26 protein-coding genes are annotated in these 26136 nt (G+C 57.6%); 8 read left to right on the top strand and 18 right to left on the bottom strand.

The genetic code is table 11. The features are described 5' to 3' along the window. The first annotated feature begins 10 nt into the window (after window positions 1-10). Together GGR91_RS08410 and GGR91_RS08405 are read left to right on the top strand one after the other, a co-directional pair. On the top strand, window positions 11-1231 hold the full coding sequence (locus GGR91_RS08410; RefSeq protein WP_183941758.1) for a threonine ammonia-lyase: 1221 nt from the start codon (window positions 11-13) through the stop codon (window positions 1229-1231). A 104-nt stretch (window positions 1232-1335) separates the two neighbouring features. Continuing rightward, window positions 1336-2082 (top strand): arginyltransferase, encoded by a 747-nt coding sequence (locus tag GGR91_RS08405; protein ID WP_183941757.1) that lies wholly within the window; start codon window positions 1336-1338, stop codon window positions 2080-2082. Window positions 2083-2099: 17 nt separating this feature from the next. On the opposite strand, the gene GGR91_RS08400 is transcribed toward GGR91_RS08405, so the two are convergent. From GGR91_RS08400 to GGR91_RS08380, 5 genes are all read right to left on the bottom strand, one after another. Next, window positions 2100-3479: a pyridoxal phosphate-dependent decarboxylase family protein gene (locus GGR91_RS08400; RefSeq protein ID WP_183941756.1), complete on the bottom strand. Its 1380-nt coding sequence runs from the start codon at window positions 3477-3479 to the stop codon at window positions 2100-2102. Between the two features lie 116 nt (window positions 3480-3595). Continuing rightward, window positions 3596-4078, bottom strand: a complete 483-nt coding sequence (locus GGR91_RS08395) for a GAF domain-containing protein (protein WP_183941755.1) — start codon at window positions 4076-4078, stop codon at window positions 3596-3598. Window positions 4079-4090: 12 nt separating this feature from the next. Beyond that, entirely contained in the window at window positions 4091-4492 is a 402-nt protein-coding gene (gene arfB, locus GGR91_RS08390) for an alternative ribosome rescue aminoacyl-tRNA hydrolase ArfB (RefSeq protein ID WP_183941754.1), read from the bottom strand. Between the two features lie 22 nt (window positions 4493-4514). Continuing rightward, complete coding sequence (locus GGR91_RS08385; protein ID WP_183941753.1) at window positions 4515-5240, bottom strand: pirin family protein; 726 nt, start codon at window positions 5238-5240, stop codon at window positions 4515-4517. Between the two features lie 81 nt (window positions 5241-5321). Beyond that, a complete protein-coding gene (locus GGR91_RS08380; protein WP_183941752.1) occupies window positions 5322-6725 on the bottom strand; it encodes a M20/M25/M40 family metallo-hydrolase in 1404 nt (467 codons plus the stop codon). 367 nt (window positions 6726-7092) lie between these two features. On the opposite strand from GGR91_RS08380, the gene ctrA reads away from it, so the two are divergent. After that, window positions 7093-7794 (top strand): response regulator transcription factor CtrA, encoded by a 702-nt coding sequence (gene ctrA / locus GGR91_RS08375; RefSeq protein ID WP_183941751.1) that lies wholly within the window; start codon window positions 7093-7095, stop codon window positions 7792-7794. Window positions 7795-7870: 76 nt separating this feature from the next. On the opposite strand, the gene GGR91_RS08370 is transcribed toward ctrA, so the two are convergent. The 7 genes from GGR91_RS08370 to GGR91_RS08340 form a co-directional block, all read right to left on the bottom strand. Then, complete coding sequence (locus GGR91_RS08370; protein ID WP_183941750.1) at window positions 7871-9184, bottom strand: M20/M25/M40 family metallo-hydrolase; 1314 nt, start codon at window positions 9182-9184, stop codon at window positions 7871-7873. A 14-nt stretch (window positions 9185-9198) separates the two neighbouring features. Next, complete coding sequence (locus GGR91_RS08365) at window positions 9199-9963, bottom strand: metallophosphoesterase family protein (protein ID WP_183941749.1); 765 nt, start codon at window positions 9961-9963, stop codon at window positions 9199-9201. Between the two features lie 42 nt (window positions 9964-10005). Next, complete coding sequence (locus GGR91_RS08360; protein ID WP_183941748.1) at window positions 10006-11166, bottom strand: saccharopine dehydrogenase family protein; 1161 nt, start codon at window positions 11164-11166, stop codon at window positions 10006-10008. A 195-nt stretch (window positions 11167-11361) separates the two neighbouring features. Next, on the bottom strand, window positions 11362-11916 hold the full coding sequence (gene dcd / locus GGR91_RS08355; RefSeq protein WP_183941747.1) for a dCTP deaminase: 555 nt from the start codon (window positions 11914-11916) through the stop codon (window positions 11362-11364). Window positions 11917-12010: 94 nt separating this feature from the next. Continuing rightward, a complete protein-coding gene (locus GGR91_RS08350) occupies window positions 12011-12442 on the bottom strand; it encodes a cytidine deaminase (protein WP_183941746.1) in 432 nt (143 codons plus the stop codon). Continuing rightward, window positions 12439-13125 carry a GH25 family lysozyme gene (locus tag GGR91_RS08345; protein WP_246337123.1) on the bottom strand — a complete coding sequence of 229 codons (687 nt, stop codon included), beginning with the start codon at window positions 13123-13125 and terminating at the stop codon, window positions 12439-12441. The genes GGR91_RS08350 and GGR91_RS08345 overlap by 4 nt, the downstream gene beginning before the upstream one ends. Window positions 13126-13238: 113 nt before the next feature. Then, a complete protein-coding gene (locus tag GGR91_RS08340) occupies window positions 13239-13721 on the bottom strand; it encodes a UPF0262 family protein (RefSeq protein WP_183941745.1) in 483 nt (160 codons plus the stop codon). Between the two features lie 146 nt (window positions 13722-13867). Between GGR91_RS08340 and GGR91_RS08335 the strand changes: the two genes are divergently transcribed. Then, window positions 13868-15355: a replicative DNA helicase gene (locus GGR91_RS08335; RefSeq protein WP_183941744.1), complete on the top strand. Its 1488-nt coding sequence runs from the start codon at window positions 13868-13870 to the stop codon at window positions 15353-15355. Window positions 15356-15364: 9 nt separating this feature from the next. On the opposite strand, the gene ubiG is transcribed toward GGR91_RS08335, so the two are convergent. Next, entirely contained in the window at window positions 15365-16102 is a 738-nt protein-coding gene (gene ubiG / locus GGR91_RS08330; protein ID WP_183941743.1) for a bifunctional 2-polyprenyl-6-hydroxyphenol methylase/3-demethylubiquinol 3-O-methyltransferase UbiG, read from the bottom strand. 54 nt (window positions 16103-16156) lie between these two features. Between ubiG and GGR91_RS08325 the strand changes: the two genes are divergently transcribed. From GGR91_RS08325 to GGR91_RS08310, 4 genes are all read left to right on the top strand, one after another. Further along, window positions 16157-17413, top strand: a complete 1257-nt coding sequence (locus GGR91_RS08325) for an aspartate kinase (protein WP_183941742.1) — start codon at window positions 16157-16159, stop codon at window positions 17411-17413. 40 nt (window positions 17414-17453) lie between these two features. Further along, window positions 17454-18452 (top strand): NAD(P)H-dependent flavin oxidoreductase, encoded by a 999-nt coding sequence (locus GGR91_RS08320; RefSeq protein WP_183941741.1) that lies wholly within the window; start codon window positions 17454-17456, stop codon window positions 18450-18452. A 73-nt stretch (window positions 18453-18525) separates the two neighbouring features. Continuing rightward, the gene (locus GGR91_RS08315) at window positions 18526-18999 is read left to right on the top strand and encodes a PH domain-containing protein (protein WP_183941740.1); all 474 of its coding nucleotides are present in this window, start codon (window positions 18526-18528) and stop codon (window positions 18997-18999) included. Continuing rightward, entirely contained in the window at window positions 18996-20537 is a 1542-nt protein-coding gene (locus tag GGR91_RS08310) for a PH domain-containing protein (protein ID WP_183941739.1), read from the top strand. Before GGR91_RS08315 ends, GGR91_RS08310 begins: the two co-directional genes overlap by 4 nt. A 2-nt stretch (window positions 20538-20539) precedes the next feature. Here the strand turns inward: GGR91_RS08310 and GGR91_RS08305 are convergent, their stop codons facing one another. The 5 genes from GGR91_RS08305 to GGR91_RS08285 are packed head-to-tail and all read right to left on the bottom strand — an operon-like array spanning window position 20540 to window position 26112. Next, window positions 20540-21685, bottom strand: a complete 1146-nt coding sequence (locus GGR91_RS08305) for an alkaline phosphatase D family protein (protein ID WP_183941738.1) — start codon at window positions 21683-21685, stop codon at window positions 20540-20542. Continuing rightward, window positions 21682-22458: an ABC transporter ATP-binding protein gene (locus GGR91_RS08300; protein WP_183941737.1), complete on the bottom strand. Its 777-nt coding sequence runs from the start codon at window positions 22456-22458 to the stop codon at window positions 21682-21684. Before GGR91_RS08300 ends, GGR91_RS08305 begins: the two co-directional genes overlap by 4 nt. After that, entirely contained in the window at window positions 22455-23420 is a 966-nt protein-coding gene (locus tag GGR91_RS08295) for a FecCD family ABC transporter permease (protein WP_183941736.1), read from the bottom strand. Before GGR91_RS08295 ends, GGR91_RS08300 begins: the two co-directional genes overlap by 4 nt. After that, the gene (locus GGR91_RS08290; RefSeq protein ID WP_183941735.1) at window positions 23417-24265 is read right to left on the bottom strand and encodes an ABC transporter substrate-binding protein; all 849 of its coding nucleotides are present in this window, start codon (window positions 24263-24265) and stop codon (window positions 23417-23419) included. The genes GGR91_RS08295 and GGR91_RS08290 overlap by 4 nt, the downstream gene beginning before the upstream one ends. Then, window positions 24265-26112, bottom strand: a complete 1848-nt coding sequence (locus GGR91_RS08285) for a TonB-dependent receptor plug domain-containing protein (RefSeq protein ID WP_183941734.1) — start codon at window positions 26110-26112, stop codon at window positions 24265-24267. The genes GGR91_RS08290 and GGR91_RS08285 overlap by 1 nt, the downstream gene beginning before the upstream one ends. Between the last annotated feature and the right edge of the window lie 24 nt (window positions 26113-26136).

The following is a 26136-nucleotide window of genomic DNA, read 5'->3' as shown; positions in this document are numbered from 1 at the left end:
GGCGCTTTCTATGTCTGACCAACTGACCCTTGAACATGTCCGCGCGGCCCATGCCCGGATCCGTGACTCCATCGTGGCAACGCCGACGCTGCACAGCCAGACTTTGTCCAAGCTGACAGGGGCAAATATTTATCTGAAGTTCGAAAATCATCAGTTCACGGCGGCGTACAAGGAACGCGGTGCGCTAAACGCGATCCTGCTGCTCACCGAAGAACAGCGCAGCAAAGGCGTGATCGCGGCATCGGCCGGGAACCATGCGCAAGGTTTGAGCTATCATGGCACGCGTCTGGGCATTCCTGTGACCATTGTCATGCCCGTGCCGACCCCTACGGTGAAGGTGATGCAGACCGAAAGCGTTGGCGGCAAAGTCGTGCTGCATGGCGAGACATTCGATGATGCCTACAAACATGCCCGCTTGCTTGAGGCGGAACAGGGCCTGACATTCGTCCATCCGTTCGATGATCCTGATGTCGCCGCAGGGCAGGGGACCGTTGCGCTGGAAATGCTCGAGAGCATTCCGTCGCTGGATATGCTTGTCGTGCCCATTGGCGGCGGCGGCTTGCTGTCAGGCATGGGCACTGCGGCGCGCGCATTGAAGCCGGACATCGGCCTTATCGGTGTGCAGGCGGAGCTATATCCGTCAATGTACGCGCTGCTCAACAACATGCAGATGCCATGCGAAGGCGACACGCTGGCGGAAGGCATTGCGGTGAAAATCCCCGGATCGTTCACCAGCGAAGTCATTCGCGGTCTGGTCGACGAAATCGTCTTGGTCAGCGAGGCGCAACTGGAAACTGCCGTCAGCTTGCTGCTGCAGATTGAAAAAACTGTGGTCGAAGGTGCTGGCGCGGCGGGTCTTGCCGCCGTCATGGCCCATCCGGAGATTTTCAAGGGCAAGAATGTGGGGATCGTGTTGTGTGGCGGTAATATCGACACGCGCCTGCTGGCCAACGTCCTGTTGCGTGACCTTGCGCGCTCCGGACGCCTTGCGCGCTTGCGCCTGACGCTTCAGGATCGTCCTGGTGCGTTGTTTAAAGTCATGCGCTTGTTCAACGAGCATAATGTCAACATCATTGAAATTTATCACCAGCGTATTTTTACGACGCTTCCGGCCAAGGGTCTGATCACCGACATCGAATGCGAAGCCCGCGATGCGGAGCAGTTGCAGGGTCTTGTCGATGGTCTGGATGCCGCCGGTTACAAGGTGGAACGGGTCGAGCTCAACAAATAGTCCGGAACGAAAGAATCATGGTAAATTCGCTTTTCAGCGGCTGGGGACCTGTGCATAAAAGGTAAAGAACGTCTTAACAGCCCCAACACAAGAGCGGAGAGAATATGAGCGCACCAGTCCGTTTTCCCCGGTTTTTTGTAACCACCCCGGGGCCTTGTCCATATTTGCCGGGTAAGACGGAGCGCAAGGTATTTACCGAGCTGAACGGCAACCACGCCAACGAATTGAACGAAGCGCTGGGCCGCATCGGATTTCGCCGCAGCCAGAATGTTGCATATCGCCCGAGCTGCCTTGATTGTAAGGCCTGTGTATCGGTTCGCGTGCGCACCGATGAATTCCGGCCCAACGCGACGCAGCGCAAAATATTGCGGCGCAATGCCGATCTGGTGGTCAGCGCGTGCCGTCCGTGGTCGACATCCGAACAATATGACCTGCTCCGCCGCTATCTGACAACCCGCCACCCAGAAGGCGGCATGGCGAATATGGACGACATGGATTATGCCGACATGGTCGAACAATCCCCGGTTCAAAGCCATGTGGTGGAATATCGCACACCCACAACTTTTGGCCGGCTCGGCGAATTGGTGGGTGCGTGCCTGACCGATCAGCAAAGCGACGGCGTGTCGATGATCTACAGCTTTTACAATCCCGACATCGAAGAACGCGGCGGCCTTGGCACCTTCATCATTATGGACCACATCCTGCGCGCAAAGGCGGCTGGACTGCCGTATGTGTATCTTGGCTATTGGGTAAATGGCGCCGCACGGATGCAGTATAAAACGCGCTACCGGCCATTAGAACGCCTTGGCCCGGACGGCTGGGAATTGTTTGATCCGGACGCGGAAGGCTGAAAAATAGTTACCGAAGGCTAAGTCCTGACCCTAGATAGGGCCTCACCTGCTGCGGCCACGGTCCTTGCGACGTCATCGGCGCTCGTATTCCAGCCACAGACGCTGATCCGCATAACACGTTCGCCGTCCCAGCTGCCACCGCTCAGGAAAGCTTCGCCACTGGCATTGATCGCGGCGATCACCGCGTCGCTGATATTCGAACCGTCTTTTGCGTCGAACCGTATCAGGCCCTGATTCATCGTAGGGCGCGCGATGCCCGTGGCGCCTTGTAAGCCCACGATCCCGTCATAGATGGCGGCGGCATGGTCGCAGCATCGTTCGATCATCTCCGATAGGCCGTCACGACCGAGTTCCATTAACGCTGCCAACGCTGGCAAAGCCCGGGCGCGACGCGACCATTCCGGCGTGAAGTCCATAGGATCGCGTACGTCGCCGCCACTGGTCAGATAGGCCGCCGTCATGCGCATCGCTGCACTGTGCGCGTTTGGATGGCGCGTAATTGCCATGCCGCAGTCATAGGGTGTGTTCAGCCATTTATGACCATCGGTGGCCCAGCTGTCCGCCATCTCCACTCCGGCTACGAGCGGCGCCAGACGCGGGCTGGCATTGGCCCAAAGACCGAAGGCACCGTCGACATGAACCCAAGCCCCTGCGGCTTGCGCAATGGGGCATAAAGTTGCGAAATCATCGCAAGCGCCGATGTTGAGATCACCCGCATTGAGGACCACGATTGTCGGCGCGTCAGCTGCTTGTGCGAGCGCCGCGCGTAGTACCTCTGGCGACACCAGACCTGGCTTGTCTCCGCCCAACGGCACGATGCAATCGCTGCCCAGCCCGAGCAGACGCAACGCCCGCGTAACCGACGCATGGTGATGGCTGTTCGCGAGCACGCGGATCACCGGCGCGCCCTGAAGCCCCTTCGCTTCGACATCCCAGCCTTTTTGCGCGAGCACGCCATGACGCGCGGCAGCCAGCGCCGTCGTATGTGCCATCTGGCATCCCGTGACAAAGGCGTAGCTGGCATCGGCGGGCAGACGCAGAGCGTCTAGAAGAAATCGGCCCGCTACCTCCTCAAGAACAGCACCGGCGGGACTGGTGGACGCAAGCACCGCATTTTGGTCCCATGCAGAACACATGATGTCGGTTGCAAGCGCGGCCGGCAGCGCGCCGCCTTTTACCCATGCGAAAAAGCGCCCGCCGGCATTGCCTGTTAACCCTGGGTCTGCGGCGGCTGCAATCGCGCGAACCACATCATTTGCTGGAATTCCGCGATCAGGGAACTGTGCGGGTAGAGGCAAGCGCATGTCCGCGGGCGTTCCGCGCGACGCCACTGGTCGAGTATCAAGAGACGCCAAATAACGGCGTGCTTCAGCAAAGGCGATGTCGAGTGTGTCCATCGCAGTCTCGTAAAATATCCTTCAGATCGAGTCTATGTCGTTATCCATTAAGGTTTGAGGCGCGGACCATTTCGCCGACCCTGTTCCCATCGATGACGTTTAATGCGGCACCGCGTTCAAATGCGGTCCGCGATAACAGCGACGAGTGATTCTATCCCCAGCGCATCATCATGGTCGAACCGGCCGCGCGACGGGCTGTCGAGGTCAACCACGGCGATCACTTGGCCATCGCGCATCACGGGCACAACAAGTTCGGACGCGCTGTTGGCGTCGCATGCGATATGCCCGGGAAAGGCGTGCACATCTTCGACCAATTGCGTCTCGCCCGTTTGCGCCGCAGCGCCGCATACGCCGCGGCCAAAGGGAATGCGGATACAGGCTGCCTTGCCCTGAAACGGGCCAAGAACGAGCTCTCCGTCCACCACGCGGTAAAAGCCGGTCCAATTCACATCAGGCAGGAATTCCCACAACAGAGCTGCGATATTCGACATATTGGCAACGCCGTCACTCTCTCCACTGGTCAATGCATCGGCGGACTTAACCAGTTCGCGGTACATGTCCGATTTCGGGGCGTTCGTATCAATGGCAAATTCGTACATATATGCATCCTATCAGTCGAAGCTGACCTTGCCACGGTTTTTCTTGACCGTTGACCGGCCCTTTTTGGCATCCACGCGGCGTGCCTTGGCGGCCTTGCTGGGTTTGGTGGCGACGCGGCGTGCCTGCCTTATGTGCGCGCGGTCGATGAGTTCGATGACGCGGGCGCGGGCATCGGCGCGGTTGGCTTCGCGGGTTCTGTGGCTGCGGGCGGTGACAATCAACTCACCGTTCATCGTCATCTTGCTGCCCGCCAGTATCTTCAACTGCCGGAATGCATAAGGCTGCAAACCCAGCCCAAAGACATCGACCCGCAACTGGCACGCGGTTGCGACTTTGTTGACATTCTGCCCGCCCGGCCCGGTGGAGGCCAGGAAGGTTTCTTCAAGCAAGTCTTCGGGAAGGTCAAAGGCCATGACCCGCCCATAGCGCGTGAGGCTATGCGCTGTCGACCATCACCAGTTCGGCATCTTCGATGGCTTCGATATGAAGCACACCAGCGCCTTTGATCGCGATACCGTCGCGTGCACCATATTCGACGCCGGCAATGCGGATGCGGCCCGTTGCCGGAACCAGATAGGCGTGGTTGCCTTCGGTCAATGCATATTCCGCCGTTGCCCCCGCACTGACGGTCGCGCCAAGCACGCGGGCGTCGGCGTTAATGACCAGCGCGCCGTCTTCGCCATAGCCGCTGGCCAGCACATTGAATGCGCCCGAACGATCCCCTTTGGGAAATTGCCTCTGGTCCCACGCGGGCGGGACATTGCGGTCGCGGGGCAGGACCCAAATCTGGAACAGACGGCACAGACTGTCCTCCAGATTATATTCGCTGTGCGTGACGCCCGTTCCGGCGGACATGACTTGCACGTCGCCAGCCTCGGTCCGGCCAACATTGCCCATGCTGTCCTTGTGCGTGATCGCGCCTTCGCGGACGTAGGTGATGATTTCCATATTGTCATGCGCATGCGGGGCAAAGCCGGATTGCGCGGCGATCTCGTCATCGTTCCACACGCGAATGGCACCCCAGCTCATCCGTGCGGGGTCGTAATAATCCGAAAAGCTGAAATGAAAATTGGGCTTCAGCCAGCCATGGTCGCGCTTGCCCAGCGACGCAAAAGGACGCGCCTCGATATGGAGGCCGTTGGATACGCTTGTGTCAGTCATGCAAAATACCCGCATCGGCGGGGAAATGAACCGCCGGAATATGTGAGAGATAATGTCGATGCGTGCGGGTTCAAGGATTCCTTAATCCGCATAGGCCTTCACAAGATCGTACATATAATCGCGCCCGACATAGACTGACGCAACTTCCATGCGTTCGTTCAGGCCATGGGCGCCATTGCCGTCAGAATCGCCCCACATGCCGGGAATGCCGTACGTCGGGATTCCAACGGCACCCAGAAATGTCGCGTCGGTATAGCCATTAGCCATGGACGGGATGACCGGTATTCCGGGCCAATATTTTGCCGATAGCTTTTCCATCGGGCCAATTATCTTCGGATCGAGCGTGGGTGCGGGTGGCGATGGCCGCGCAGGCGGCAGGGTTGAAACCGTAACGCCCGTGTCGCCGATGACCCGCGAAAGTTCGTGCCGTATCGATTCAATACTGTGGCCGGGGAAGATGCGGCAATTGATGTTGGCACCTGCGCGCTGGGGCAGGGCGTTGGGCGCGTGCCCGCCATCGAGCAAGGTCGCAACGCAGGTTGTGCGCAGATTGCTGTTTAGAAACCGCTCTTTATTGACGATAGCTTCGGCTTCTTTGTCATTCAGATTGGTCGCCAGCCGGACCATGGCATCACCTGTTGCATCGCCGCGGCCCTTGCCAGCCAAAGCAAAATAGCGTCGCGTCACGTCGGTCATTTCGGTCGGGAACTGATATTCGTCGATTTTGGTCAGCGCCCGCGAAAGCTGGTAAATGGCATTATCGCGCACGGGCGCTGAACTATGTCCGCCGGGGTTGCGCGTTTCGAGGCGGAAGTTCGCAAAAGTCTTTTCGCCGACCTGAACCGATTGGCCAATGACCTTTCCTTTGCCGTCACTGTCACCGCCGCCACCTTCATTTAATGCGAATTCGGCATCGATGAGATCGCGCCGGTTTTCCGCCAGCCATTGCGCGCCGTTAAATGCACCGTTGGTCTCCTCACCACAGGTAAGCGCGACTTTGACCGTGCGTTTGGGCTTATAGCCCTGCTGCTTGAACCGGATCAGTGTGTCGACCCAGACCGCCGCCTGCGCTTTGTTATCCGCCGTTCCGCGACCATAAAAATAGCCGTTTTCTTCAACCATCACAAATGGGTCACGCTCCCAATCGGCGCGCTTGGCTTCAACGACATCAATATGCGCGATAAGCAATATGGGCTTCGCCGTTTTGGACGTGCCGGGATAGACGGCAACCAAGCCACCTTCTTTTGGGTTTTGGGGGGTTGCAAACACAGTCAGCTGGCTGTCGGCAAAACCCGCAGATTTCATACGCGCCGCCATACGCTCCGCCGCCAATGTACAGCTGCCCGACGATAGCGTCGTATTTGTCTCAACCAGTTCCTTGTACAATTCGCGAAACGCCAATTGGTCAGGACGTGGATTTGGCATCGCGGCGACGCCCTGCGCCAATAGTCCGGATGCCAAAAAAATCGATGTAAACGTCTTCATGAACTGCGCCCCCCAATGCTCTTCCGCGTAACTTATGCCGGCACTACTAAAGGGCAATGCTTAAAATACGAAGCCGTATCACGTCAAAATTAACGTCCTTTCATGCATGATTTTGCGCTTTTGGTCATCCGAAGGGCAATTTTGACGAAATTTTACAAATTATTTTTGCATGGTCTCATCATTCCCAAACCCGCAGAAAACGTCATTATTTGTGAACTAAACTTTCCACAATTGCCTGAAACCCCAGCATTAACGCCAAATTAACCTTTCCCGTTCATTCCTCTTATGGTTAATAAAGTCCGTCGCATCACCCGGTTCGCCAGTGCTGCTTCGGGGGATGCAAGGGTTTCAAAGAGGGGTTTGCCCAATGCGTGTGCTTTTGATTGAAGATGAACCGACCACGGCCAAGGCCATTGAGATGATGCTCGCGACCGAAGGGTTCAATGTCTACACTACCGATTTGGGCGAAGAGGGCCTCGATCTGGGTAAGTTGTATGATTATGACATCATATTGCTCGACCTTAACCTGCCCGATATGCATGGATATGACGTTCTGAAGAAGCTGCGCGTGGCCAAGGTGCAGACACCTGTACTAATCCTTTCCGGCATCAGCGAAATGGATTCAAAAGTTCGCTCGTTCGGCTTTGGTGCCGATGATTATGTGACCAAGCCATTCCATCGCGACGAACTTGTCGCCCGTATTCACGCCGTCGTGCGCCGTTCAAAGGGCCATTCGCAGTCGGTTATCCGCACGGGCAAGCTTGCGGTTAACCTTGATGGCAAGACGGTTGAAGTCGACGGCAGCCGCGTGCACCTGACCGGTAAAGAATATGCGATGCTTGAGCTGCTTTCGCTGCGCAAGGGTACCACGCTGACTAAGGAAATGTTCCTGAACCACCTTTATGGCGGTATGGACGAACCCGAACTCAAGATTATCGACGTTTTCATCTGCAAGCTGCGTAAGAAACTTGCGCTCGCATGTGGCGGCGAAAATTACATCGAAACGGTTTGGGGCCGTGGCTATGTGCTGCGCGATCTCGACGAAATGGAAGAGCAGCTCGTCGCCTGAATCTCGCTCATATGACACCCAGACAATAAAAAGGGCGCGATCATAAAGGTCGCGCCCTTTTGTTTTGCAGATAGGCTTACCGGCGGGGTGGCAATCCGGCAAAGGTGATGATGCTTTCGCCACCGGACCCGCTGACCGAACTGACGCCGACGAAATGATCGTCCACGATCAACCCTTCAAGCACAGTTTCGGTGCCTTGTACGTCGCGGACGAAAACCCAATCCTGCGCGTCTGCACGGCGTTGGTAAATGCGATAAAGCTGTGCACCCGGCGCTGCGTCCCATTTGACCGTCGTGTCGGATGTTACTGCACCGCCCAAAGTCGCCGAAGCGGGCGCAGGGGGCGCGACCGAAAGCGCCTTTGCGGTAAAGACGTTCAGCATCGTGACCTTGGCCAGATAGTCGAAGTCCATCTTATCGACGGTGTCACCATATTCGATGCCGTTTTCGGTACGCAAATCCTGATGCTGGTGGTGATAATTTTCGACCCCAACGGTGAAGCGGATTGCGGGGAAACCCAGATCCAGCGAGGGCAGGTGATCGCCGCCGCGCGCAAAGCGGTCGGGGCGACGGACGCCGAATACGTCCAGTGTCACATCGGGATATACCTTTGCACCGATATTGTCGGCATAGCGCATCAACGAACGGCTTGGGCCGTCATCTTCGCCGCCGCTATTGCGGCGTGCCATCTGGCCGGATAAATCTTCCGATGCACGGATGCCTTCGCTGAACACCCGCACGACATTTTTGACAATACGACCGTCGGTGCCAAGCGTGCCGCCGACGATATCATTGTTGAGCATCGCGCTGACTTTCCAGCCGCGTTCTTTGGCCGTTTCCGCAAGCAAACGCCCACCCATCAGACCCTGCTCTTCGCCCGAGAGAAGCGCAAACACGATGGTCGCATCGCCTTGGGGTTCTTTCGACATCAATCGTGCGGCTTCGATAACGAGCGCGCTGCCCGATCCGTCGTCGTTGGCGCCGGGTGCGTCTTTGGTGAAGTCCATCACATCGGACACGCGGCTATCGATATGGCCAGCGATGATGATGACATGGTCCCAGCCCATTTTACCGGGCTTGATCGCAAGGACATCAACAATGTTCACGCCATTGGGAACGCGTGGGCCGGACATATTCCGTTCAAGCAACTCGGTCGTCAGGCAGCCTTTGCAAGCTTTGGAGATCTTCTCAAACTCGCTTTGTGCCCAGCGCCGTGCCGCGCCAATGCCGCGCTTTGGATCGGTAGCTGATGACAATGTGTGCCGTGTGCCGAAGCTCACCAGTTTTTCAACATCCGCCTTCAGGCGTTCCGGGCTTGGACCATCATGCGCAGCGGCTGGCGCAGCGATGCTGAGCGCAAGCAAACTGGCCAATAAAGGTATTTTTTTCATGGATGATATTCCCGTCATGTTTGGAGAAACCAGCGTTCGCCGCCTTCAAGTGCCAATGCCGTCAGCTTGCCGGAGTCATACGCGCCGGTGTCGATACCAATGCGTGAGCCGCGTTCCTCGACCTCTTCGTAAATCGTATGTCCGTACACCACGACCTTTTCCAAATCGCCGCGTTGGTCGATAAATTCTTCGCGAATCCAGCGCATGTCGCTGGGTTTCTGGTCGCTGAGCGGGACGCCCGGGCGAATACCGGCATGCACGAAAACATAGTCGCCAACGATGATTTGGTCTTCAAAGCTTTCGATGAATTCCACATGTTCGCGCGGCACGAGCGTGTCCAACCGCTCGGTCAACTGCTCCATATCCAGCGTCATATATTCAGCGCGGGTGATGGGATAAGACAGCACAGTTGCCTCGCCGCCAATGCGCAGGAAAAAGCGGGTAACTTTGGGGTCGCTTTTTCGGCAAGCGCTGACGAACACTTCTTCGTGGTTGCCCATAAGGAAGCGGACGTTGCGGCCCGAATTTTTGAGCGCCAATGCGGTTTCGACCACCGCAGCACTGCCGGGTCCCCGGTCCACAAGATCGCCCAAGAAGATAATCTGCGTATCGGCCGCCCCGCGCGCACGGTCATCCGCCTCGATCTTCGTCAACAAAGCGTTCAGCAGGTCATCACGGCCATGGATATCTCCAATGGCATAGATGCGCATACCGTCCGGCACGCGGGCAGTATCGATGGGCCGCGGCGCGGCAGTTTTCTTGAAAAGGCGACTTAACATGGCGTGCGCCATATATAGCCGTGCTGACCGTTTTGGAAGGGGTCAGCCCTCAACGGCAAAGCTTAATCCGGCATATTTCTGCAACCGGTCAACCAGCGTTTCACCCAGCGCCGCGCCCGGCGTGGTGACGCCGCCTGCACCCTGATTTTCGCTCAAGGCAATCGCGGTTTCGCTGATCATCTTGCTGGTTGAACCATAGCCCGGGTCACGGTCGCCCTTCACGCTCAGCTTTGCGGTGCGGCCATCGGGATATTCCGCGATGAACAGCACATCGTAAAAGCCGGTGTCGCGTTCTTCTTTGCTGGGGCCTTCGCCGGGCTTGGGATCATTGTCGCCGCCCATCATCGGCGTCGACGCGACATGCTTGGCCATCGCCTCGCCCTGTTCGCCGGGACCGGTCAGCATCATTTCGTCATAGACAAAATCCGCGCCAAAGGCCTGACCAAGCAAGGCGTTGGTGCGGTGGACATTTTTGGTGTTTATGGGGGCCATGACGAAGCTTGTGGCCCAGCTGCCGAGGCTTTCGTCATATTCGGGCTTGTTGCCGGCTGGTTGCGCCGGACCTTCAAATCCGCCGGCAAGACTGAACGGATTGGTGAGATATCCGATCACTGCAGGATCTTTTGAAGCCGCAGCCATCGTTGCCTTCAGGCTGGCCGCTGTGCCGCCGGAGAATGTACCCTTCATCGCACGGACGCGGCCCTTTACGCGTGGCGCAGGCGCGCCAAAGGTTTCAACGCAATGCTTTTGCAGCATCAACACGCCAAGATCGAAGGGGATGGAATCGAATCCTGCGGAAAAAACAATGCGCGCACCCGATGCTTTTGCAGCTTCTTCATGCTGGTCGATTTTTTGGCGCATCCATGCAGGCTCGCCGCACAAATCGGTATAGTCGGTGCCATTGGCAACGCAGGCTTCGACCAGTTCATTGCCATACAACTGATAAGGTCCAACGGTGGTCAAAACGACTTTGGTGCGCTTCACCATAGCGTCCAGCGAAGCGGGATCAGACGCGTCGGCGACGATTAACGGCGTGTCAGCAGCTGCGCCAATGAGGTCGCGTACTTCTGCCAGCTTAGTCGCACTGCGCCCAGCCATTGCCCATGTGAGACCCGTTTTGGATTTCAGATATTCCGCAACCAGTCGTCCGGTATATCCGGTGGCGCCATAGACAATGATATCGAACTCGCGTGCGTCTGACATTCTGCTCTCTCCCGTGATTCTGTTGCCCAACGTGATGGGCTGCGCGGGCGGCAATGTCAAAAGGGAGAGATGGTTTTAGTTGGCACCAGCTGCGGGATGGTTGCTAAAAACGTTTAGCAGGCGAATGCCGAAAACCCGTTCGCAAGGGTGATGCGCGACCGGCCCATACGAACCACCACCTAAGATTTAGACAGATTACAGCTTGGGCAAAGTGACGCCGCGTTGGCCCATATATTTACCGGCGCGTTCGGCATAGCTGGTCTCGCAGGGCTGTTCGCCCTTTAGGAACAGGAACTGGCACGCACCTTCATTGGCGTAAATCTTGGCGGGCAGCGGGGTTGTATTGCTGAACTCCAGCGTAACATGACCTTCCCAACCTGGCTCAAGCGGGGTCACATTCACAATGATGCCGCAGCGGGCATAGGTCGATTTGCCGAGACAGATGACCAACACGTCGCGGGGTATGCGGAAATATTCGACAGTGCGCGCCAACGCGAAACTGTTCGGGGGGATGATGCACACGTCGGTCTTGCGGTCGACAAAGCTTTTGGGATCGAATTCCTTGGGGTCGACGATGGAGCTGTCGACATTGGTGAAAATCTTGAATTCATCGGCCACGCGGGCGTCATAGCCATAAGAGGACAGGCCGTAGCTGATGCAGCCATCGCGGCGTTGTGCTTCGACAAACGGTTCAATCATGCCGGTCGCATGGGCTTGCTCGCGGATCCAGATGTCGGACAATATGGACATAATCACTCCCTGTTATGGGATCGCTTTTGCCAATTTACGGTGTGAGCGCAAGTGGCGGCGTAGAAATTATCGTGCGCAAGACGCGCCGTCGGCTTTATTTCAAATTTGCGGGGCCAAAGCCATGCGGCAGCAATTCCGACAGCCGGAATGTTTCATATCCCGTTGCGTGTGCGCAATGCACCGGAATGTCGGTGTCCGTCAGGTCCGCCACTTCCTTGATAATCTGGCGGCATCGGCCGCACGGCGTAATGGGGTCGGCTGCTTTACCCACATGCCCTGCCAAGCCACCTGCCACCGCGATTTCGCGAATGGCGCGCAATTTGCCGTCACTATTGGCTTTGGCGATCGCAACTGTTTCGGCGCACAATGTCATGCCATAGCTGGCGTTTTCAAAATTGCTGCCCGTGATGATTTCGCCTGTATCAAGCAGCAAGGCCGTGCCGACATGAAAGTTTGAATAAGGCGCATAAGCGGTTTGCGCTGCTTCAATGGCAAGCTGAACAAGCTTTTGGGTGCTGTCGGTCATTTGCGCACCACAACCCAGCGCACAGGGCCGTCAACGCCGTCAATGCGACGATGCAAATTGGCCGTCCACATAACCCATGGCCGCGCGGAATAATCGGGAATCAACCAATTGCCCTCCAGCCAAACAGTACGATCAATGGACTTGCTCACTTGATACTCCTTCTCAAACTCCCGGGTGAGTAGCAGGATTGCGGGTGTGCCGCTATGCGCCTCTATCTGGTTCAGAAATGTCGCGAGTTCGGACAATATCAGCGCGCGGTTCGGACGCCCTTTGCACGTATCGGAAAAATCGAGCTGGACCGCAGGGGGCAGCGCGCTCTCGTTGCGCGGAACGCTGGTAATGAACATCGTCGCTTGGTCAGATGCCAGCCGGCAAATGTCAAAATGGTGGAGCGCACCAAAGCGGATGCCGGCGTTTTGCGCACCTGCCAAATTGGCTTGGAATTCTGCGTCACGCGTGCGCGCACCTTCGACCGCAGTGATATAGGCGAAATCGACGCCCGTTGCGCCAAGCTCCGCCCAATTGGGACGGCCATTGCTTTGGGTGACAACAATGCCTTGTACCGGATATTCAGCGCGCGACGGTGCCCAAGCGGTCACATAACGCCAGCCCGCATAGACCGCGAGCGCGATGCCGAGCATGATAATGCCCCACCGGACGAATTGGCGTTTACCCCCAGTCATGCGACCCTCTGTTCAAGCATGTGATTCGCCCCTCTAGGCGTTACCGCCGCGGGAAGTCGATAGCCGTTACGCAATGGCCGTCCGAATGCACAAGATTTTACGCTGCGCGGCGCTCAGCTTTTGATGTGCAACACACAAATGAGCGTGAACAGCCGGCGGGCCGTGGCAAAATCAACCTCAACTTTGCCCTCAAGGCGTTCCATCAACAACTCGGCTGCTTCATTGTGCACGCCGCGCCGCGCCATATCGATGGTTTCGATTTCGGCAGCGCTCGCCTTGCGAATGGCCTGATAGTAGCTGTCGCAAATGGCGAAATAGTCTTTCACCACCCGGCGGAAACGGCCCAAGCTGAGGATGAGCATTTCATGTGGCGCATTATCGGGCCGGCGGATATCGAGGATGAGGCGGCCGTCGGCGACGCTGATGCTCAGATGATATGGCCCGGCATAGCCATCGCCCATATCGCGCAGCGGCTTGAAAAAGTTGTCTTCGATCAGATCGAAGATCGCAACGCGCCGCTCCTGTTCGATATCGGCATTGCGCCGAAGTATCGTTGCTTCGTCCAGATCAACTTTAATGATGCGCGGGTCGCTCATGCTGCTGTGTTAGCTTGAGATATTTTTGGGGCAAGCGCTATCCCGTTTGTGGAACATCTTGTTGTCCGATTGTTGTCCACAGCCATATCCCCGCACTTCTTTTTATGCCCCCTTGCGAAGCCGAACATGCTAAAGGATAGGGAGCCATGGCCGAACTTATCAGACTTGCAGCAGCGAATGAAGCTGAACCCCAACGCCTTCCCCGCAATATTGAGGCGGAGGCCGCGTTTCTTGGCGCAATTCTGATTGATAACCGGGTGATCGAAGATGTGTCGATCAAACTGCAGCCTGACCATTTCTTTGAACCACTGCACGGCCGCATTTACGAACAGATATTGCGTCTGATCGACCGGAACATGCTGGTGACGCCGGTCACGCTGAAGCCATTTTTTGAGGCCGACGAATCCATGCGTGAGCTTGGGGGCCCTGGCTATTTGATTAAGCTGACGGCAGATGGCGCGGGCTTGATCGGCGCGCGTGACTTTGCGCAGCAGATTTATGACCTCGCGTTGCTGCGTGAATTGGTAACGGTGGGCCGCACGTTGGTCGACAATGCGCTCGACACAAGCGAGAGCGTTGACCCCAAAGGCCAGATCGAAGCTGCTGAAAGCGCTTTGTACAAAGTCGCCGAAGGCGAAGGCGAAACCGGCTCGATGAAAAGCTTCCTTGCCGCATCGACCGAAGCGATCCGCAATGTTGAAAAAGCGTTGCAATCGGGCGGTAGTCTGTCCGGTGTGACCACGGGCCTGGATAGCATTAACGCCAAATGCGGCGGCCTGCACAATTCCGACCTTATCATCCTCGCGGGTCGCCCAGGCATGGGCAAGACATCGCTTGCCACCAACATCGCCTTCAACGCTGCGCGGCGGTGGATCCGTGAGCGTGAAGACGGCATTGAAGAATCCAAGGGCGCTGGTGCCAAGGTCGCTTTCTTCAGCCTCGAAATGTCGGCGGACCAGCTGGCGACGCGTATCTTGGCCGAACAATCGGGCATCAGTTCCGAACTGCTGCGTATGGGAAAAATCAGTCGCGAAGATTTCCGGGAATTGTCGCGCGCGAGCCGCGAGCTGCAGGAATTGCCGCTCTATATTGACGACACGCCCGCGCTGACCATCGCTGCATTGCGTACCCGCGCACGGCGCTTGCAACGTCGGCATGGCATCGGGCTGATCGTCGTTGACTATTTGCAGTTGCTTCAGGGCTCAAGCCGTTCCGGCGACAACCGCGTTAATGAAATTTCCGAGATTAGCCGTGGTTTGAAAACCTTGGCCAAGGAACTGGGCCTGCCTGTGATTGCGCTTTCGCAGCTCAGCCGTGCGGTTGAACAGCGCGAGGACAAGCGTCCGATGCTGTCCGACCTTCGCGAATCGGGTTCGATCGAGCAGGACGCCGATATGGTCTGGTTCGTGTATCGCGAAGATTATTACGAAGCGGCAAAGCAGCCTGACCCCGTCAACGAAGCCGCGCATGATGCGTGGAAGGAAAAGATGGAGCGCATCTTTGGCGTCGCCGAACTCATCGTTGCCAAGCAGCGCCACGGTTCAACGGGCCGCGTCCGGATGAAGTTCGAAGCGAAGATCACCCGCTTCACCGACCTGGCCGACGACCAATATGCCGATGCGGGCTATGATTGAGGCGTTGCGTTAACCCCGCAACCGCGCGGACAATATGTAATTCAACGCCATGTTGCTGCTTAAATGCAGACCGGACATTGGCGAAAACGCAATACCCTGCATGTCGAGTATCTCAATTCCCGCATCATTGAGCAGTGCCGTCAATTCATCGGGGGTCAGGAACTTGTCCCAATCATGCGTGCCGCGCGGGACTTGTCCAAGCCGCTCCGCGGCCTCCACGAGGAAGATACGCGAGGCAGGGGTGCGGTTTGGCGTCGATAGCAACAGCAAGCCATCGGGCTTCATGTGGCGTTTCAACTCGCCAATGAACACGGCTGGATCATTCACATGCTCAATGACTTCCATCGACGAGACGATATCAAACTGGCCAAGTCCTTGGGCAGCGATTTCGCCCGCGCGATAGGTGATTGATAGTCCCGACAGCGCCGCATGTGCGGTTGCGGCGTCGATATTTTCCGGCGCGGCATCAACGCCCGTTACCTCCGCCCCCATGCGCGCCAGTGGCTCACACAGCAGCCCCGCACCGCAGCCGACATCAAGCGCAGACTTACCCAACAGCGGATAACGCGCCTTGCCATCACCGCCAAAATGCGCATCGACAGCGGATCGAATGAAGCCAAGCCGCACGGGATTCAACTTGTGCAGCATGGCGCTTGAACCCTTTGGGTCCCACCATTCGGCAGCCAATCCACCAAAATGGGCCGCTTCCGTAGCGTTTATTGTCGTTGCTGAGCTTGCGTTTGTCATATCCTGTCCCTATCAGGGCCCTCAATTGTAATATAGCGACTTTTCAAGGTTTTCATGGCCCGCATTGTAATGAAATTTGGCGGCACGTCTATGGCCGGAACGGAACGTATCCGCCGTGTCGCGCAATTGGTGAAGCGTCAGGCCGAACGCGGTGACGAAGTTGCCGTCGTTGTCTCCGCTATGGCGGGCGATACCGACCGGCTCGTCAACTTCTGCCGCGAGGCGAACGCGCTGTACGATCCTGCCGAATATGACGTGGTGGTCGCTGCAGGTGAACAGATTACCGCGGGTTTGCTTGCGATAACCTTGCAGGCGCTCGGTTGCGAAGCGCGCAGCTGGTTGGGCTGGCAAATGCCGATCCATACCGACAGCGCCCATGCCAAGGCGCGCATTGGTTCCATCGATACCGATGAATTGCTGGCGTCGATGAAGGCGGGCAACATCGCCGTCATTCCCGGATTTCAGGGCTTAACTGACGACAACCGCATCACCACCTTGGGCCGCGGGGGTTCGGACACCTCAGCTGTTGCCGTGGCCGCTGCGGTGAAGGCCGACCGCTGCGATATCTACACCGATGTTGATGGCGTTTACACCACGGACCCGCGCATCGTGGCCCGCGCACGTAAGCTGAAGGCCGTGACCTACGAAGAAATGCTGGAACTGGCATCGGTCGGGTCAAAGGTTTTGCAGACCCGCTCGGTCAGCCTTGCAATGAAGGAGGGCGTGCGCGTGCAAGTGCTGTCGTCATTTGTTGATGAAAGCGCGCCAGACGCTGACAGTATCCCCGGCACGATGATTGTGACCGACGCAGAATTGGAGAAGTATCAAGTGGAACGCCAACTGATCACCGGAATTGCCGCCGACAAGAATGAGGCGAAGATCACCCTCACGCGCGTGCCCGACCGTCCTGGTGCGGTGGCGAACATCTTTTCGCCGCTTGCCGACGCGAACATCAACGTCGACATGATCATTCAAAACGTCGGCCGCGACAAAGGCGAGACCGACGTGACCTTTACCTGCCCGCAGGCCGACCTTGTGCGCTGCACCGATATCTTGGAAAACCGCCGCGATGCGATTGGCTACAACCGCCTGATCCCCGATACAAAGGTGACCAAGATTTCCGTCGTCGGCGTCGGCATGAAAAGCCATGCAGGTGTCGCGTCGACCATGTTCAGCTCCTTGGCCGACCGCAAGATCAACATTCAGGCGATCTCGACCTCCGAAATCAAGGTTTCGGTTTTGATTGACGAGGACGAAACCGAGCTGGCCGTGCGCGTGCTGCACACCGCTTATGGGTTGGATGCGGAGTAAACCGCTTTCATTGCCAACTAGCGACCGATAAGAGACCGCTATGACCAAACTTCAACACCTCATGCAACGCGGCACGGAATTCCTTGGCTGCGACGTCGCCATTATGTGTGGCGCTATGTCCTGGGTTTCGGAACGGAACCTTGTGTCGGCTATTTCCAACGCCGGCGGGTTTGGCGTGATCGCGTGCGGGGCGATGACGCCCGAATTGCTCGATACGGAAATTGCCGCAACCAAGGCGCTGACGTCCAAGCCATTCGGCGTGAACCTGATCACCATGCATCCGCAAATCATGGAACTGATTGATGTGTGCGCGAAATATGACGTGAGCCATGTTGTTCTTGCGGGCGGATTGCCGCCCAAGGGCAGCATTGAGGCGATCAAGGCGTTCGGCGCGAAGGTTATCTGCTTTGCCCCAGCGCTGACGCTCGCGAAGAAATTTGCGCGCTCTGGCGTGGATGCGCTGGTCATTGAAGGCAGCGAGGCAGGCGGGCATATCGGCCCAGTGGCGACGAGCGTCTTGGCGCAGGAAATCCTCCCTGAGCTGGGCGAACAACTGCCGATTTTCGTTGCTGGCGGCATTGCCCGTGGCGGTGCGATTGCAAGCTATCTCGAAATGGGCGCGGCGGGTGTGCAGTTGGGCACGCGGTTCGTCTGCGCGCATGAAAGCATTGCCCATCCGAATTTCAAGGCGGCGTTCCTGCGCGCCAATGCCCGCGATGCTGTGGCCAGTGTCCAGATTGACCCGCGTTTGCCGGTCATTCCTGTCCGCGCATTGAAGAATAAGGGCACTGAGGAGTTCACCAAGAAACAGGTCGAAGTTGCCGCGATGCTTGATCGCGGCGAAATCGACATGGAAACGGCGCAGCTTGAGATTGAGAAATATTGGGCAGGGGCATTGCGCCGCGCGGTGATTGACGGCGATGTTGAATATGGCTCGGTCATGGCCGGCCAGTCGGTTGGCATGGTCCATGTCGAGCGGCCCGTGGTCGATATCATCGCCAAGCTGGTGGACGAAGCGAACACCGCGCTGGCGCGCTAGGTCTGCAACTTTCCCTATAGGGGATATCGTTAACCGTCTTGCCAACGCAACACAGCGTGCGCATATCTGTGCGATGACTGAAAATATCGCGACGGAACTCACCCCGCTCGACCCCGCATTCGTGACCACGACACGCATTGCGACAGCGATTGGATTGCTGCCCTTTGTCATTGGTGCAGGCGTGCTTGAGGTTGCGCAAGCCGTCCCTCCGGGCAGCTTCATCGTGCCGATGCTTTTGTTCTATGTCTTTGTCGCATTCACCGTTCCGGCGCGCAAATATCGGCATTGGGGCTATGATATGGGCACCGACCGGCTGCGCATTGTGCGCGGTTACATGTTTTATCGCGATACCATCGTCCCGTTCGGGCGCATCCAGCATATCGATGTTGACCAAGGGCCAATTGACCGGCGCTACGGCCTCGCCACGCTGACGGTACATACGGCGGGCAACCACAACAGCAAAGTCGCCTTGCCTGGCCTAGCAAACGCCGACGCGCTGGCGATGCGCGAGGCCATTCGCGCCGCGATCCGGCAGGACAGCTTGTGAACGAAACCGTGGATGCGGCGGAGGATCTGACGCCCGCAGTCGATGGCGAACGGCTGCATATTAGCGGCTTGCTGGTGGGTTTTGTCTCCGGGCTTCCGCAGTTGGTGTTTCCGATGGTCGCCGCGATCTTCGGTGTTCGCAAAGCCGACAATCCGGTTCTCATTCCCATCGTCATCGCGCTTGTTCTGTTATTCAGCCTGTTCTTTCGCTGGTTGGCATGGCTGCGGTTTCAATATTTCGTTGGCGAACATGACATTCGTGTCGAGAAAGGGATTTTGAACCGGACGGCGCGCTCCATCCCCTATGCGCGTATTCAGGATGTCAGCATCGAACAAAAACCGCTCGCCCGCATGATGGGTTTGGGTGAGGTCAAGTTTGAAACCGGCGGCGGCGATGGCGACGACGCGAAACTGAGTTTCGTCACATTGGAGGAAGCGAACCGCCTGCGCGCGCTCATCCGGTCGCGTAAGGCTGGGGTTGCGGTTGCCGCTCCGGCAGACGCGCCAGAGCGTGTTGAAGAAGACACGCGCCCGATATTTGCGATGGATGGCAAGCGCGTGTTCGTCTTTGGCCTCTATTCCTTTTCACTCGTGATTTTTGCGGTGCTCGGCGGTCTTGCGCAGCAATTTGATTTCCTGCTGCCTTTTGATTTTTGGGACGTCAAACATTGGATCGGTTTGGCCGAAGAGCGCGGCGTGAGCGTGAGCCAGATCAACGGCGTTGGTTTGTTCGCGCAGCTGATCTTGGCCTTCGGAGCCATTACCAGCCTGATTTTCATTGGCTTTGCGACGGGCGTGGTGCGCACGATTTTACGCGAGCATGGTTTCCGGCTGGACCAGACTGCCAAGGGGTTCCGCCGTCGGCGCGGTCTGTTTACGCTGACGGACGTTATCATGCCCACGCACCGGGTGCAGGCGGCGATCGTGCAAACGGGGCCATTCCGGAAACGCCGTGGCTGGCACAGCCTGAAATTTGTCAGCCTCGCGCAGGACAGCAAGCAAGAGGCCAACTATGTCGCCGCACCCTTTGCGACACTGGACGAAGTCTGGCGCATCGCCCAAGCCGCCGCAATCGTTGCGCCCGATGGTGACGAACGGCTGCAGAAAGGCGTTGCCACATATTGGCTGACGCAGCTTGTGTTTATCGTGCCCGTGCTGTTGACCGCCATGGCTGCGCTGGTGATTTTCGCGGATGCCCCCATTGGCCGCACGACATTGTTGCTGTTGTTATTGCTTCTTCCCGGCGCTTTTTTCTGGCTGGACTGGCGGCAGTACCGTTTCGGGCTGGATGACCATCAGCTGTATGTGAGGCGGGGCTGGTGGCGGCAACAGATGACGATTGCACCTCAGCTGAGGGTGCAGAGCGTTGAAATTGCGCAAGGTCCATTATCGCGGCGGCAGGGGCTGGCATCGCTTCGGTTCGGCATTGCTGGCGGGACGATGGAGATGATCGCGCTGCCGCTCGCGACTGCTGTCGCTATCCGCGATGCCGTGATGGAAAAGGTGGCTGCCGTCGATTATTCAGCGATTAGGTCCTGACCCTAATCAATCGCATTAGCAACCTGCGTTTCAATCACGCTGCCATCATCCTTGCGCAAGGTCATGACCACCTTTTTCGATGCCCAATCAATGTCGATTTGACCAAAATTTGCTATGCCCCAGAAACCACCTGTCCGGCTTGGATCGGGTTCGCGGTCACCGCCGTCGCCTTTGCCAAAGGCAAGGTTAAGCGAGCTGGATGTGAAGTCCCACAGCGGTTTGGAAAGGCCCGGCGCATTGGTCTTGTAAAAGCCACCGGAATGCCGGTCGCCGCTCAGGAATATCGCATTATTGACCCGCTTTTGGCTCAATAATGCATAAAGGCGGTCGCGCTCTTTGGGGAAATTGGTCCAGCCTTCGAAATTATGCGCGTCGGTTATCACCTGCGTTGACGAAATGATGAAACGCACGTCGGCGGGCTTATCCAGTTCCTGTGCCAACCATTCCCATTGCGCACTGCCCAGCACCGTCGCTTTGGGATCCATGTTGGGAATGTACCAGCCAAGCGCCGGTGCTGGATCGCGATAGGTCATGGAGGCGAGGTCGGATCGGAAAAAGCGCGCATCGAGGATGATGAACTGAACCCGCTTGCCCTGCGGACCGACGATCCGGCTTTCATATACACCGGGGCGGGCGCGCACTTCGTTGGATGCACCCCAATAGGTCTCATAGGCTTTTTCGGCCCATTCCTTGAACGCAAAGGAACCGCCGGCGTCATTGGCGCCATAATCATGGTCATCCCATGTGGTCATCATGGGGATGCTGCGCCGGAATCGGTCAAATTCAACGCGGCTGTTTAGTTTCTTATAGCTCGCGGCCAGCGTCGGGATGTCCGCCCCATTTGTTGGCCGTGTATCGCCATAGACATTGTCGCCGATCAACAAAAACGCCTGCGGATTTTGCGCGGCAATCACGTCCCAGAATTTCATGTCGCGGTTTTCGTTGACGCAACTGCCAAATGCAAAACGTGTAATTACGGTATCGGCAGAAAGCGCTGGATTGGCCGGTGCCTTGGGCAGTTTGACGTCCAGCGCGGCATAATAAGGGCGCAATGCGTCCTGCGCGCTTGTTGGTGCGGCCTGCGGCGGGGTGACCGTGCTGGCGCATCCCGAAAGAAGCAGGGCGAATATGGGGAGGGCATATTTCATGAGCGCATCTTGCCTTTAATCAACAATTGGGTTGCCCCTTCCTCGTCTTTGGAAAGCAGCGCGTCAATCCCGTATACGGTCGCGAGGTTTGGCGCGGTGATGACATCATCAACCGCACCTTGCGCAAAAACGGAACCTTGATGCAGAAGCACGACATGGTCCGCAAAGCGCACTGCGTGGTGCAAATCGTGTAGTACGGCGACGACACCTTTGCCGCCGCGCGCCTGCTGCCGCAACAGATCAAGGATGTCGAGTTGATAGCCGGGGTCGAGGTTGGCCAAGGGTTCGTCGGCCAATATCCATTCAGGCTCTCCCGCCAACACACGCGCCAGCAATACGCGCGCACGTTCGCCGCCCGACAACTGGGTAATCGGATGGTGCGCAAAGCCATCGGTTGCGGTTGCGTGCATCGCGGCGGCAATGGCCCTGCGGTCATCGGCCGACGCCCCTGCGCCGCGCAAATGCGGTATGCGGCCAAGCGCAACCAACGCTTCGGACGTGATCGCCCAATGCGTTTCTGCGCCTTGCGGCAGCAGTCCGATGCGCTTGGCCCGCGTCGGTGCGGGCATTGCCGCAATGTCTTCGTCGCCAAGCTTTGCTGCGCCGCTATTTGGCATTCGCAGACCCGCAAGGCAGGCCAGCAATGTCGATTTGCCTGCACCATTGGGACCAAGGATGACGCTCAGCCTACCCGCTTCAAACGAGGCATTGATCCCCTCAAGCGTCGCTGTGCTGCCATGCGCGAAGCCGAGATTTTGGACATTCAGGTTCATGCGGCACCCTTGCGATAGCGTAAGAGCAGCAGCAGGAAGAATGGCGCGCCAAGCACTGCCATGGCAATGCCAAGCCGCATTTCACCGGGGCCGGGGATGAGGCGCACAAGACTGTCTGCCGTGAGCGTTAAAATCGCGCCACCCAAGGCAGAAGGCACCAAAATGCGGGACGGCTGCTCACCATAAAAGCTGCGTATGAGGTGCGGGACGATTAGCCCGACAAAGCCGACCACACCCGATACGGCGACCGATGCGCCAACCGAAAGGCCAACGCCAAGGACGATCAGCCACTGCAAACGGAACAGGTCGATACCAAGGCTTTTGGCGCCATTTTCGCCGAGGGTCAGCGCATCCAGCGCGCGGCCTGTGGTCAGCAACAACAAAACGCCAATCGCCATGAACGGCAGCGCGGTCAGCACATCCTCCATCAGCCGGTCGGTCAGCGCACCCATCAGCCAGTTAATGATTTCACTGGCGGCAAATGGGTTCGGCGCGATGCTGATGACAAAGGCCGTTAATGCACCCGCCAGCGTGGACAACACCATGCCGCCCAATATGAACCCGATTGGCCCGCCACCGCGGCCGATTGCCAACAGCAAAAGGATGCTGGCGCCCGCGCCGATCATCGCGCACCCGAATAGGCCAAAGGGCACAAGGTTGATGCCCAAGAAGATCGCCAGAACGCCGCCCAGAGCCGCGCTGGCTGAAACCCCCAGCACCGTTGGGTCAGCAAGTGGATTGCGCAAATAACCCTGCAGCACGGCGCCCGACAGCCCAAGGACGGCGCCAACGCAAAGCCCAAGAAGCGCGCGGGGCAGGCGAAGCTCAAGGAAAATCCAGCCGTCGGCATTATCAGCCGCCCACGACATCGGCCAAATCCAGACCTTCCCCGCCATTAGCGAAAGCAGAAACGCCGCCAGCGTGAGGCAAAGCAAAAGACCCGTCATGAAACGCGACGTCATTGGCCACCTCCATTTGCGCGCGCATTGAGTGATGCCCGCGTCTTGGACAAGATCGCGGATACTTTCACGATTGTGGGACCGCCGCAGAATAGCATCTTGTCGGGAAAATCGACGATTTGCGTTTTGTCGCCCAAATGCCGCAATAGCCTTTGCCGCGCGGTAAGCGCTCGGGCATCTTCGCCCTGCGCACTGGTGGGCATGAAGATGACCGTCGGTGGATTACGCATCAGGGTTTCCAGCGGCAATATACCCCATGACGCCAGCCCATATTCGGCGCTGGCATTGCGAAATCCGTGGCGCTGTAACAGCTCGTCTTGCAACGTGCCTTTGCCGGCAACGAACCCGCCATTTTGCCAGATGACTGCTGAAACTGGCGGCTGGGGATTGGCGGGTTTTGGCAAGGCATTTTCTACGCGCGCAACCAGTTTTTCACCCGCCTCCACCCTGCCGATGGCTTTCGCCAGCGTGCGGATTTGCCCGATGTCTTCTGCAATTGTCGGCGCGACACCAATGGCCACTGTTTTAATCCCTGCGCGCGCCAGCACGGCATTTGCACCCGACGATGCCAAATTGCCCGTCAGTACCAATTTTGGGCGGGCCAAAAGCAATTCTTCTGCGCTTGCACCAATGGCGGGATACTGCATGGACCATGACAAAGGCGCAGATGCGCTATCGGGATCATGCGAATATTTGCTGACCGCAGTCACTTGGCCGGGCAACGCGATTTCGGCCAGCACGGCGTCAATGCAAGGATTATTCGATACGATCCCGCCGGGCGCAATTGCAGCGTTGTTGGCGCAACCGGCCAGTGCCAATGCAGGCAAAATGCACCAACCGCGACGCATCAGAATTTGGCCCTGACGCCAACCGCGGCATTGCGACCAAAGCTGTTATATCCTGCCACGACAGTATACTGCATATCGAAGATGTTATCGACGCGGCCATAAAGCTCAAGCCTGTCGTTGATCGGCAATGATGCCCGCAGGCCAACCAATGCATAGCCATCAAGTACTACGCTGTTTGACGCGTCGTCAAAGCTATCGCCGATCAACAACACACTGCTGCCCACCGACAGACCAATGGGCGTTTGCCAGTCGACCGTCAGGCTGCCGCTATGTTGCGGACGTAACGCCAGTCGATTGCCAAAATTGGCCCCCGCAGACCGGTTAACCGCATCGACCAGCGTGTAGCTTGCCCGAATGTCCAATCGGTCGGTGGGGTTCAGGTTGAAGCCAGCTTCCACACCGGTTGATTTCACGCGGTCGATGTTTTCGGACTGAAATGCCGCAAAGGAAAATGCGATCAAATCCGTGCTGCGCCGGTTGAAATAGGTCGCGAAAAGCCGGGCCTTTCCATCCAATATTTGCTGTTCGAAACCAAGGTCGAAATTGCGCGCGGTTTCGGGCCTTAGGTTGGGATTGCCATAAGGTGGCTGACCTTCGCTGAGCGTCGGCGCGCGGAATCCCTCGCCATAGGTGGCGCGCAACATGGTGCGGCCATCATTGGGGGTGAAGGCAATGTTGCCGCCCAATGTCGTTTGCCCGCCATAATCCGTATACTGGTCATGCCGGACCCCGCCCGTCACCGTCAGCCCTGCAAAAGGACGAACGATAATCTGGCTAAAGCCGCTGGCGACATGGTTGCGCGCGATATCGGCTGCAGCGCCCTCAAAAGATGTGCTGGCGAACGACCGTTCATATTCCAAGCCAGCGGTCAGTGTCAGCGCGTTGTTGACGTCAAACGCCGTGTGATATTCCGCGCGGTCGATGCTGCCACGGACAATGAAGTTGTTGAAGCTGAACAGCACCGGGTCCGTGCCGAGCCGCCGGATATCGGTTCGTGTGTAGGCAATGCGGTTTTGCATGCGGCCGTCGAACGCAACGACATTCGCCCCGACATAGCCGACAAATTGCCGGTTCCGGGTGACGGGCAGGGCATTCGCGCCAATCCCAAAGGCGGAGTCATATTCCACCGTCGCGTCGTTATAATAGCCGCGGAAATCGAGATTGAAGGCATCGCTGATGTTGACCTTCAGCCGACCATTGCCCGCGACATTTTCAAAGCCATCGCGTTCGGTTCCGCCCGCCAGAGCGGAAATGCCTTGGGCATCGACATATGACCCGCCAAAGCTGCCTTCGAACAAGCCACTGGTTCCGGCGATATTTGCGTTCATCCGTTTGGTATCGGCGGCACCATATTCCGCGCCAAAGCGTCCTTCGAAACCATCGGCCGGTGCGAGCGATTGGATATTGACCACGCCGCCAATTGCTTGGCTGCCCCAGATGATCGAATTTGGCCCGCGCAGGACTTCCACCTGACCGATATTGCCGGTCATCAGCGTGCCAAAGTCAAACGCACCATTGGGGCTGGTGAGATCATTGATCCGCACGCCATCGATGAGCACCAGCGTCTGCGAACTGTTGCCGCCGCGCAAAAACGCGCTCGCCTGACTGCCAAGGCCGCCGCGGGTGGCAACGGTAACGCCGGGCACGCTTTGCAACGCATCGCCGATGGTGGCGCTTTGCAATTGGTCGAGCCGTTCGCGGTCAACGATATCAATCGCTTGTCCGGTTTCAGATCGCGGCTGTTCAAAACCACTCGCGGTAACAACAATAACGTCGTCCCATTCATCTGCCATTGCAGACGCCGGCAGCAGCGCAAGCGCCGCAGCCGAATATTTTAACAAGGTCATGGATGTATCTCCTTCGCATGACGT

Origin of the sequence: Sphingorhabdus rigui, from assembly GCF_014196595.1 — a bacterium.
Lineage (GTDB): Bacteria > Pseudomonadota > Alphaproteobacteria > Sphingomonadales > Sphingomonadaceae > Sphingorhabdus_B > Sphingorhabdus_B rigui.
The sequence above is the reverse complement of the archived record's forward strand: the minus strand, read 5'-3'. Positions and strand labels throughout refer to the sequence as shown.

Bases quoted from the DNA above. Each gene is read 5' to 3' on its own strand.
- GGR91_RS08410 (WP_183941758.1), top strand. From the start codon at position 11: ATGTCTGACCAACTGACCCTTGAACATGTCCGCGCGGCCCATGCCCGG.
- GGR91_RS08405 (WP_183941757.1), top strand. From the start codon at position 1,336: ATGAGCGCACCAGTCCGTTTTCCCCGGTTTTTTGTAACCACCCCGGGG.
- GGR91_RS08400 (WP_183941756.1), bottom strand. From the start codon at position 3,479: ATGGACACACTCGACATCGCCTTTGCTGAAGCACGCCGTTATTTGGCG.
- GGR91_RS08395 (WP_183941755.1), bottom strand. From the start codon at position 4,078: ATGTACGAATTTGCCATTGATACGAACGCCCCGAAATCGGACATGTAC.
- arfB (WP_183941754.1), bottom strand. From the start codon at position 4,492: ATGGCCTTTGACCTTCCCGAAGACTTGCTTGAAGAAACCTTCCTGGCC.
- GGR91_RS08385 (WP_183941753.1), bottom strand. From the start codon at position 5,240: ATGACTGACACAAGCGTATCCAACGGCCTCCATATCGAGGCGCGTCCT.
- GGR91_RS08380 (WP_183941752.1), bottom strand. From the start codon at position 6,725: ATGAAGACGTTTACATCGATTTTTTTGGCATCCGGACTATTGGCGCAG.
- ctrA (WP_183941751.1), top strand. From the start codon at position 7,093: ATGCGTGTGCTTTTGATTGAAGATGAACCGACCACGGCCAAGGCCATT.
- GGR91_RS08370 (WP_183941750.1), bottom strand. From the start codon at position 9,184: ATGAAAAAAATACCTTTATTGGCCAGTTTGCTTGCGCTCAGCATCGCT.
- GGR91_RS08365 (WP_183941749.1), bottom strand. From the start codon at position 9,963: ATGTTAAGTCGCCTTTTCAAGAAAACTGCCGCGCCGCGGCCCATCGAT.
- GGR91_RS08360 (WP_183941748.1), bottom strand. From the start codon at position 11,166: ATGTCAGACGCACGCGAGTTCGATATCATTGTCTATGGCGCCACCGGA.
- dcd (WP_183941747.1), bottom strand. From the start codon at position 11,916: ATGTCCATATTGTCCGACATCTGGATCCGCGAGCAAGCCCATGCGACC.
- GGR91_RS08350 (WP_183941746.1), bottom strand. From the start codon at position 12,442: ATGACCGACAGCACCCAAAAGCTTGTTCAGCTTGCCATTGAAGCAGCG.
- GGR91_RS08345 (WP_246337123.1), bottom strand. From the start codon at position 13,125: ATGACTGGGGGTAAACGCCAATTCGTCCGGTGGGGCATTATCATGCTC.
- GGR91_RS08340 (WP_183941745.1), bottom strand. From the start codon at position 13,721: ATGAGCGACCCGCGCATCATTAAAGTTGATCTGGACGAAGCAACGATA.
- GGR91_RS08335 (WP_183941744.1), top strand. From the start codon at position 13,868: ATGGCCGAACTTATCAGACTTGCAGCAGCGAATGAAGCTGAACCCCAA.
- ubiG (WP_183941743.1), bottom strand. From the start codon at position 16,102: ATGACAAACGCAAGCTCAGCAACGACAATAAACGCTACGGAAGCGGCC.
- GGR91_RS08325 (WP_183941742.1), top strand. From the start codon at position 16,157: ATGGCCCGCATTGTAATGAAATTTGGCGGCACGTCTATGGCCGGAACG.
- GGR91_RS08320 (WP_183941741.1), top strand. From the start codon at position 17,454: ATGACCAAACTTCAACACCTCATGCAACGCGGCACGGAATTCCTTGGC.
- GGR91_RS08315 (WP_183941740.1), top strand. From the start codon at position 18,526: ATGACTGAAAATATCGCGACGGAACTCACCCCGCTCGACCCCGCATTC.
- GGR91_RS08305 (WP_183941738.1), bottom strand. From the start codon at position 21,685: ATGAAATATGCCCTCCCCATATTCGCCCTGCTTCTTTCGGGATGCGCC.
- GGR91_RS08300 (WP_183941737.1), bottom strand. From the start codon at position 22,458: ATGAACCTGAATGTCCAAAATCTCGGCTTCGCGCATGGCAGCACAGCG.
- GGR91_RS08295 (WP_183941736.1), bottom strand. From the start codon at position 23,420: ATGACGTCGCGTTTCATGACGGGTCTTTTGCTTTGCCTCACGCTGGCG.
- GGR91_RS08290 (WP_183941735.1), bottom strand. From the start codon at position 24,265: ATGCGTCGCGGTTGGTGCATTTTGCCTGCATTGGCACTGGCCGGTTGC.
- GGR91_RS08285 (WP_183941734.1), bottom strand. From the start codon at position 26,112: ATGACCTTGTTAAAATATTCGGCTGCGGCGCTTGCGCTGCTGCCGGCG.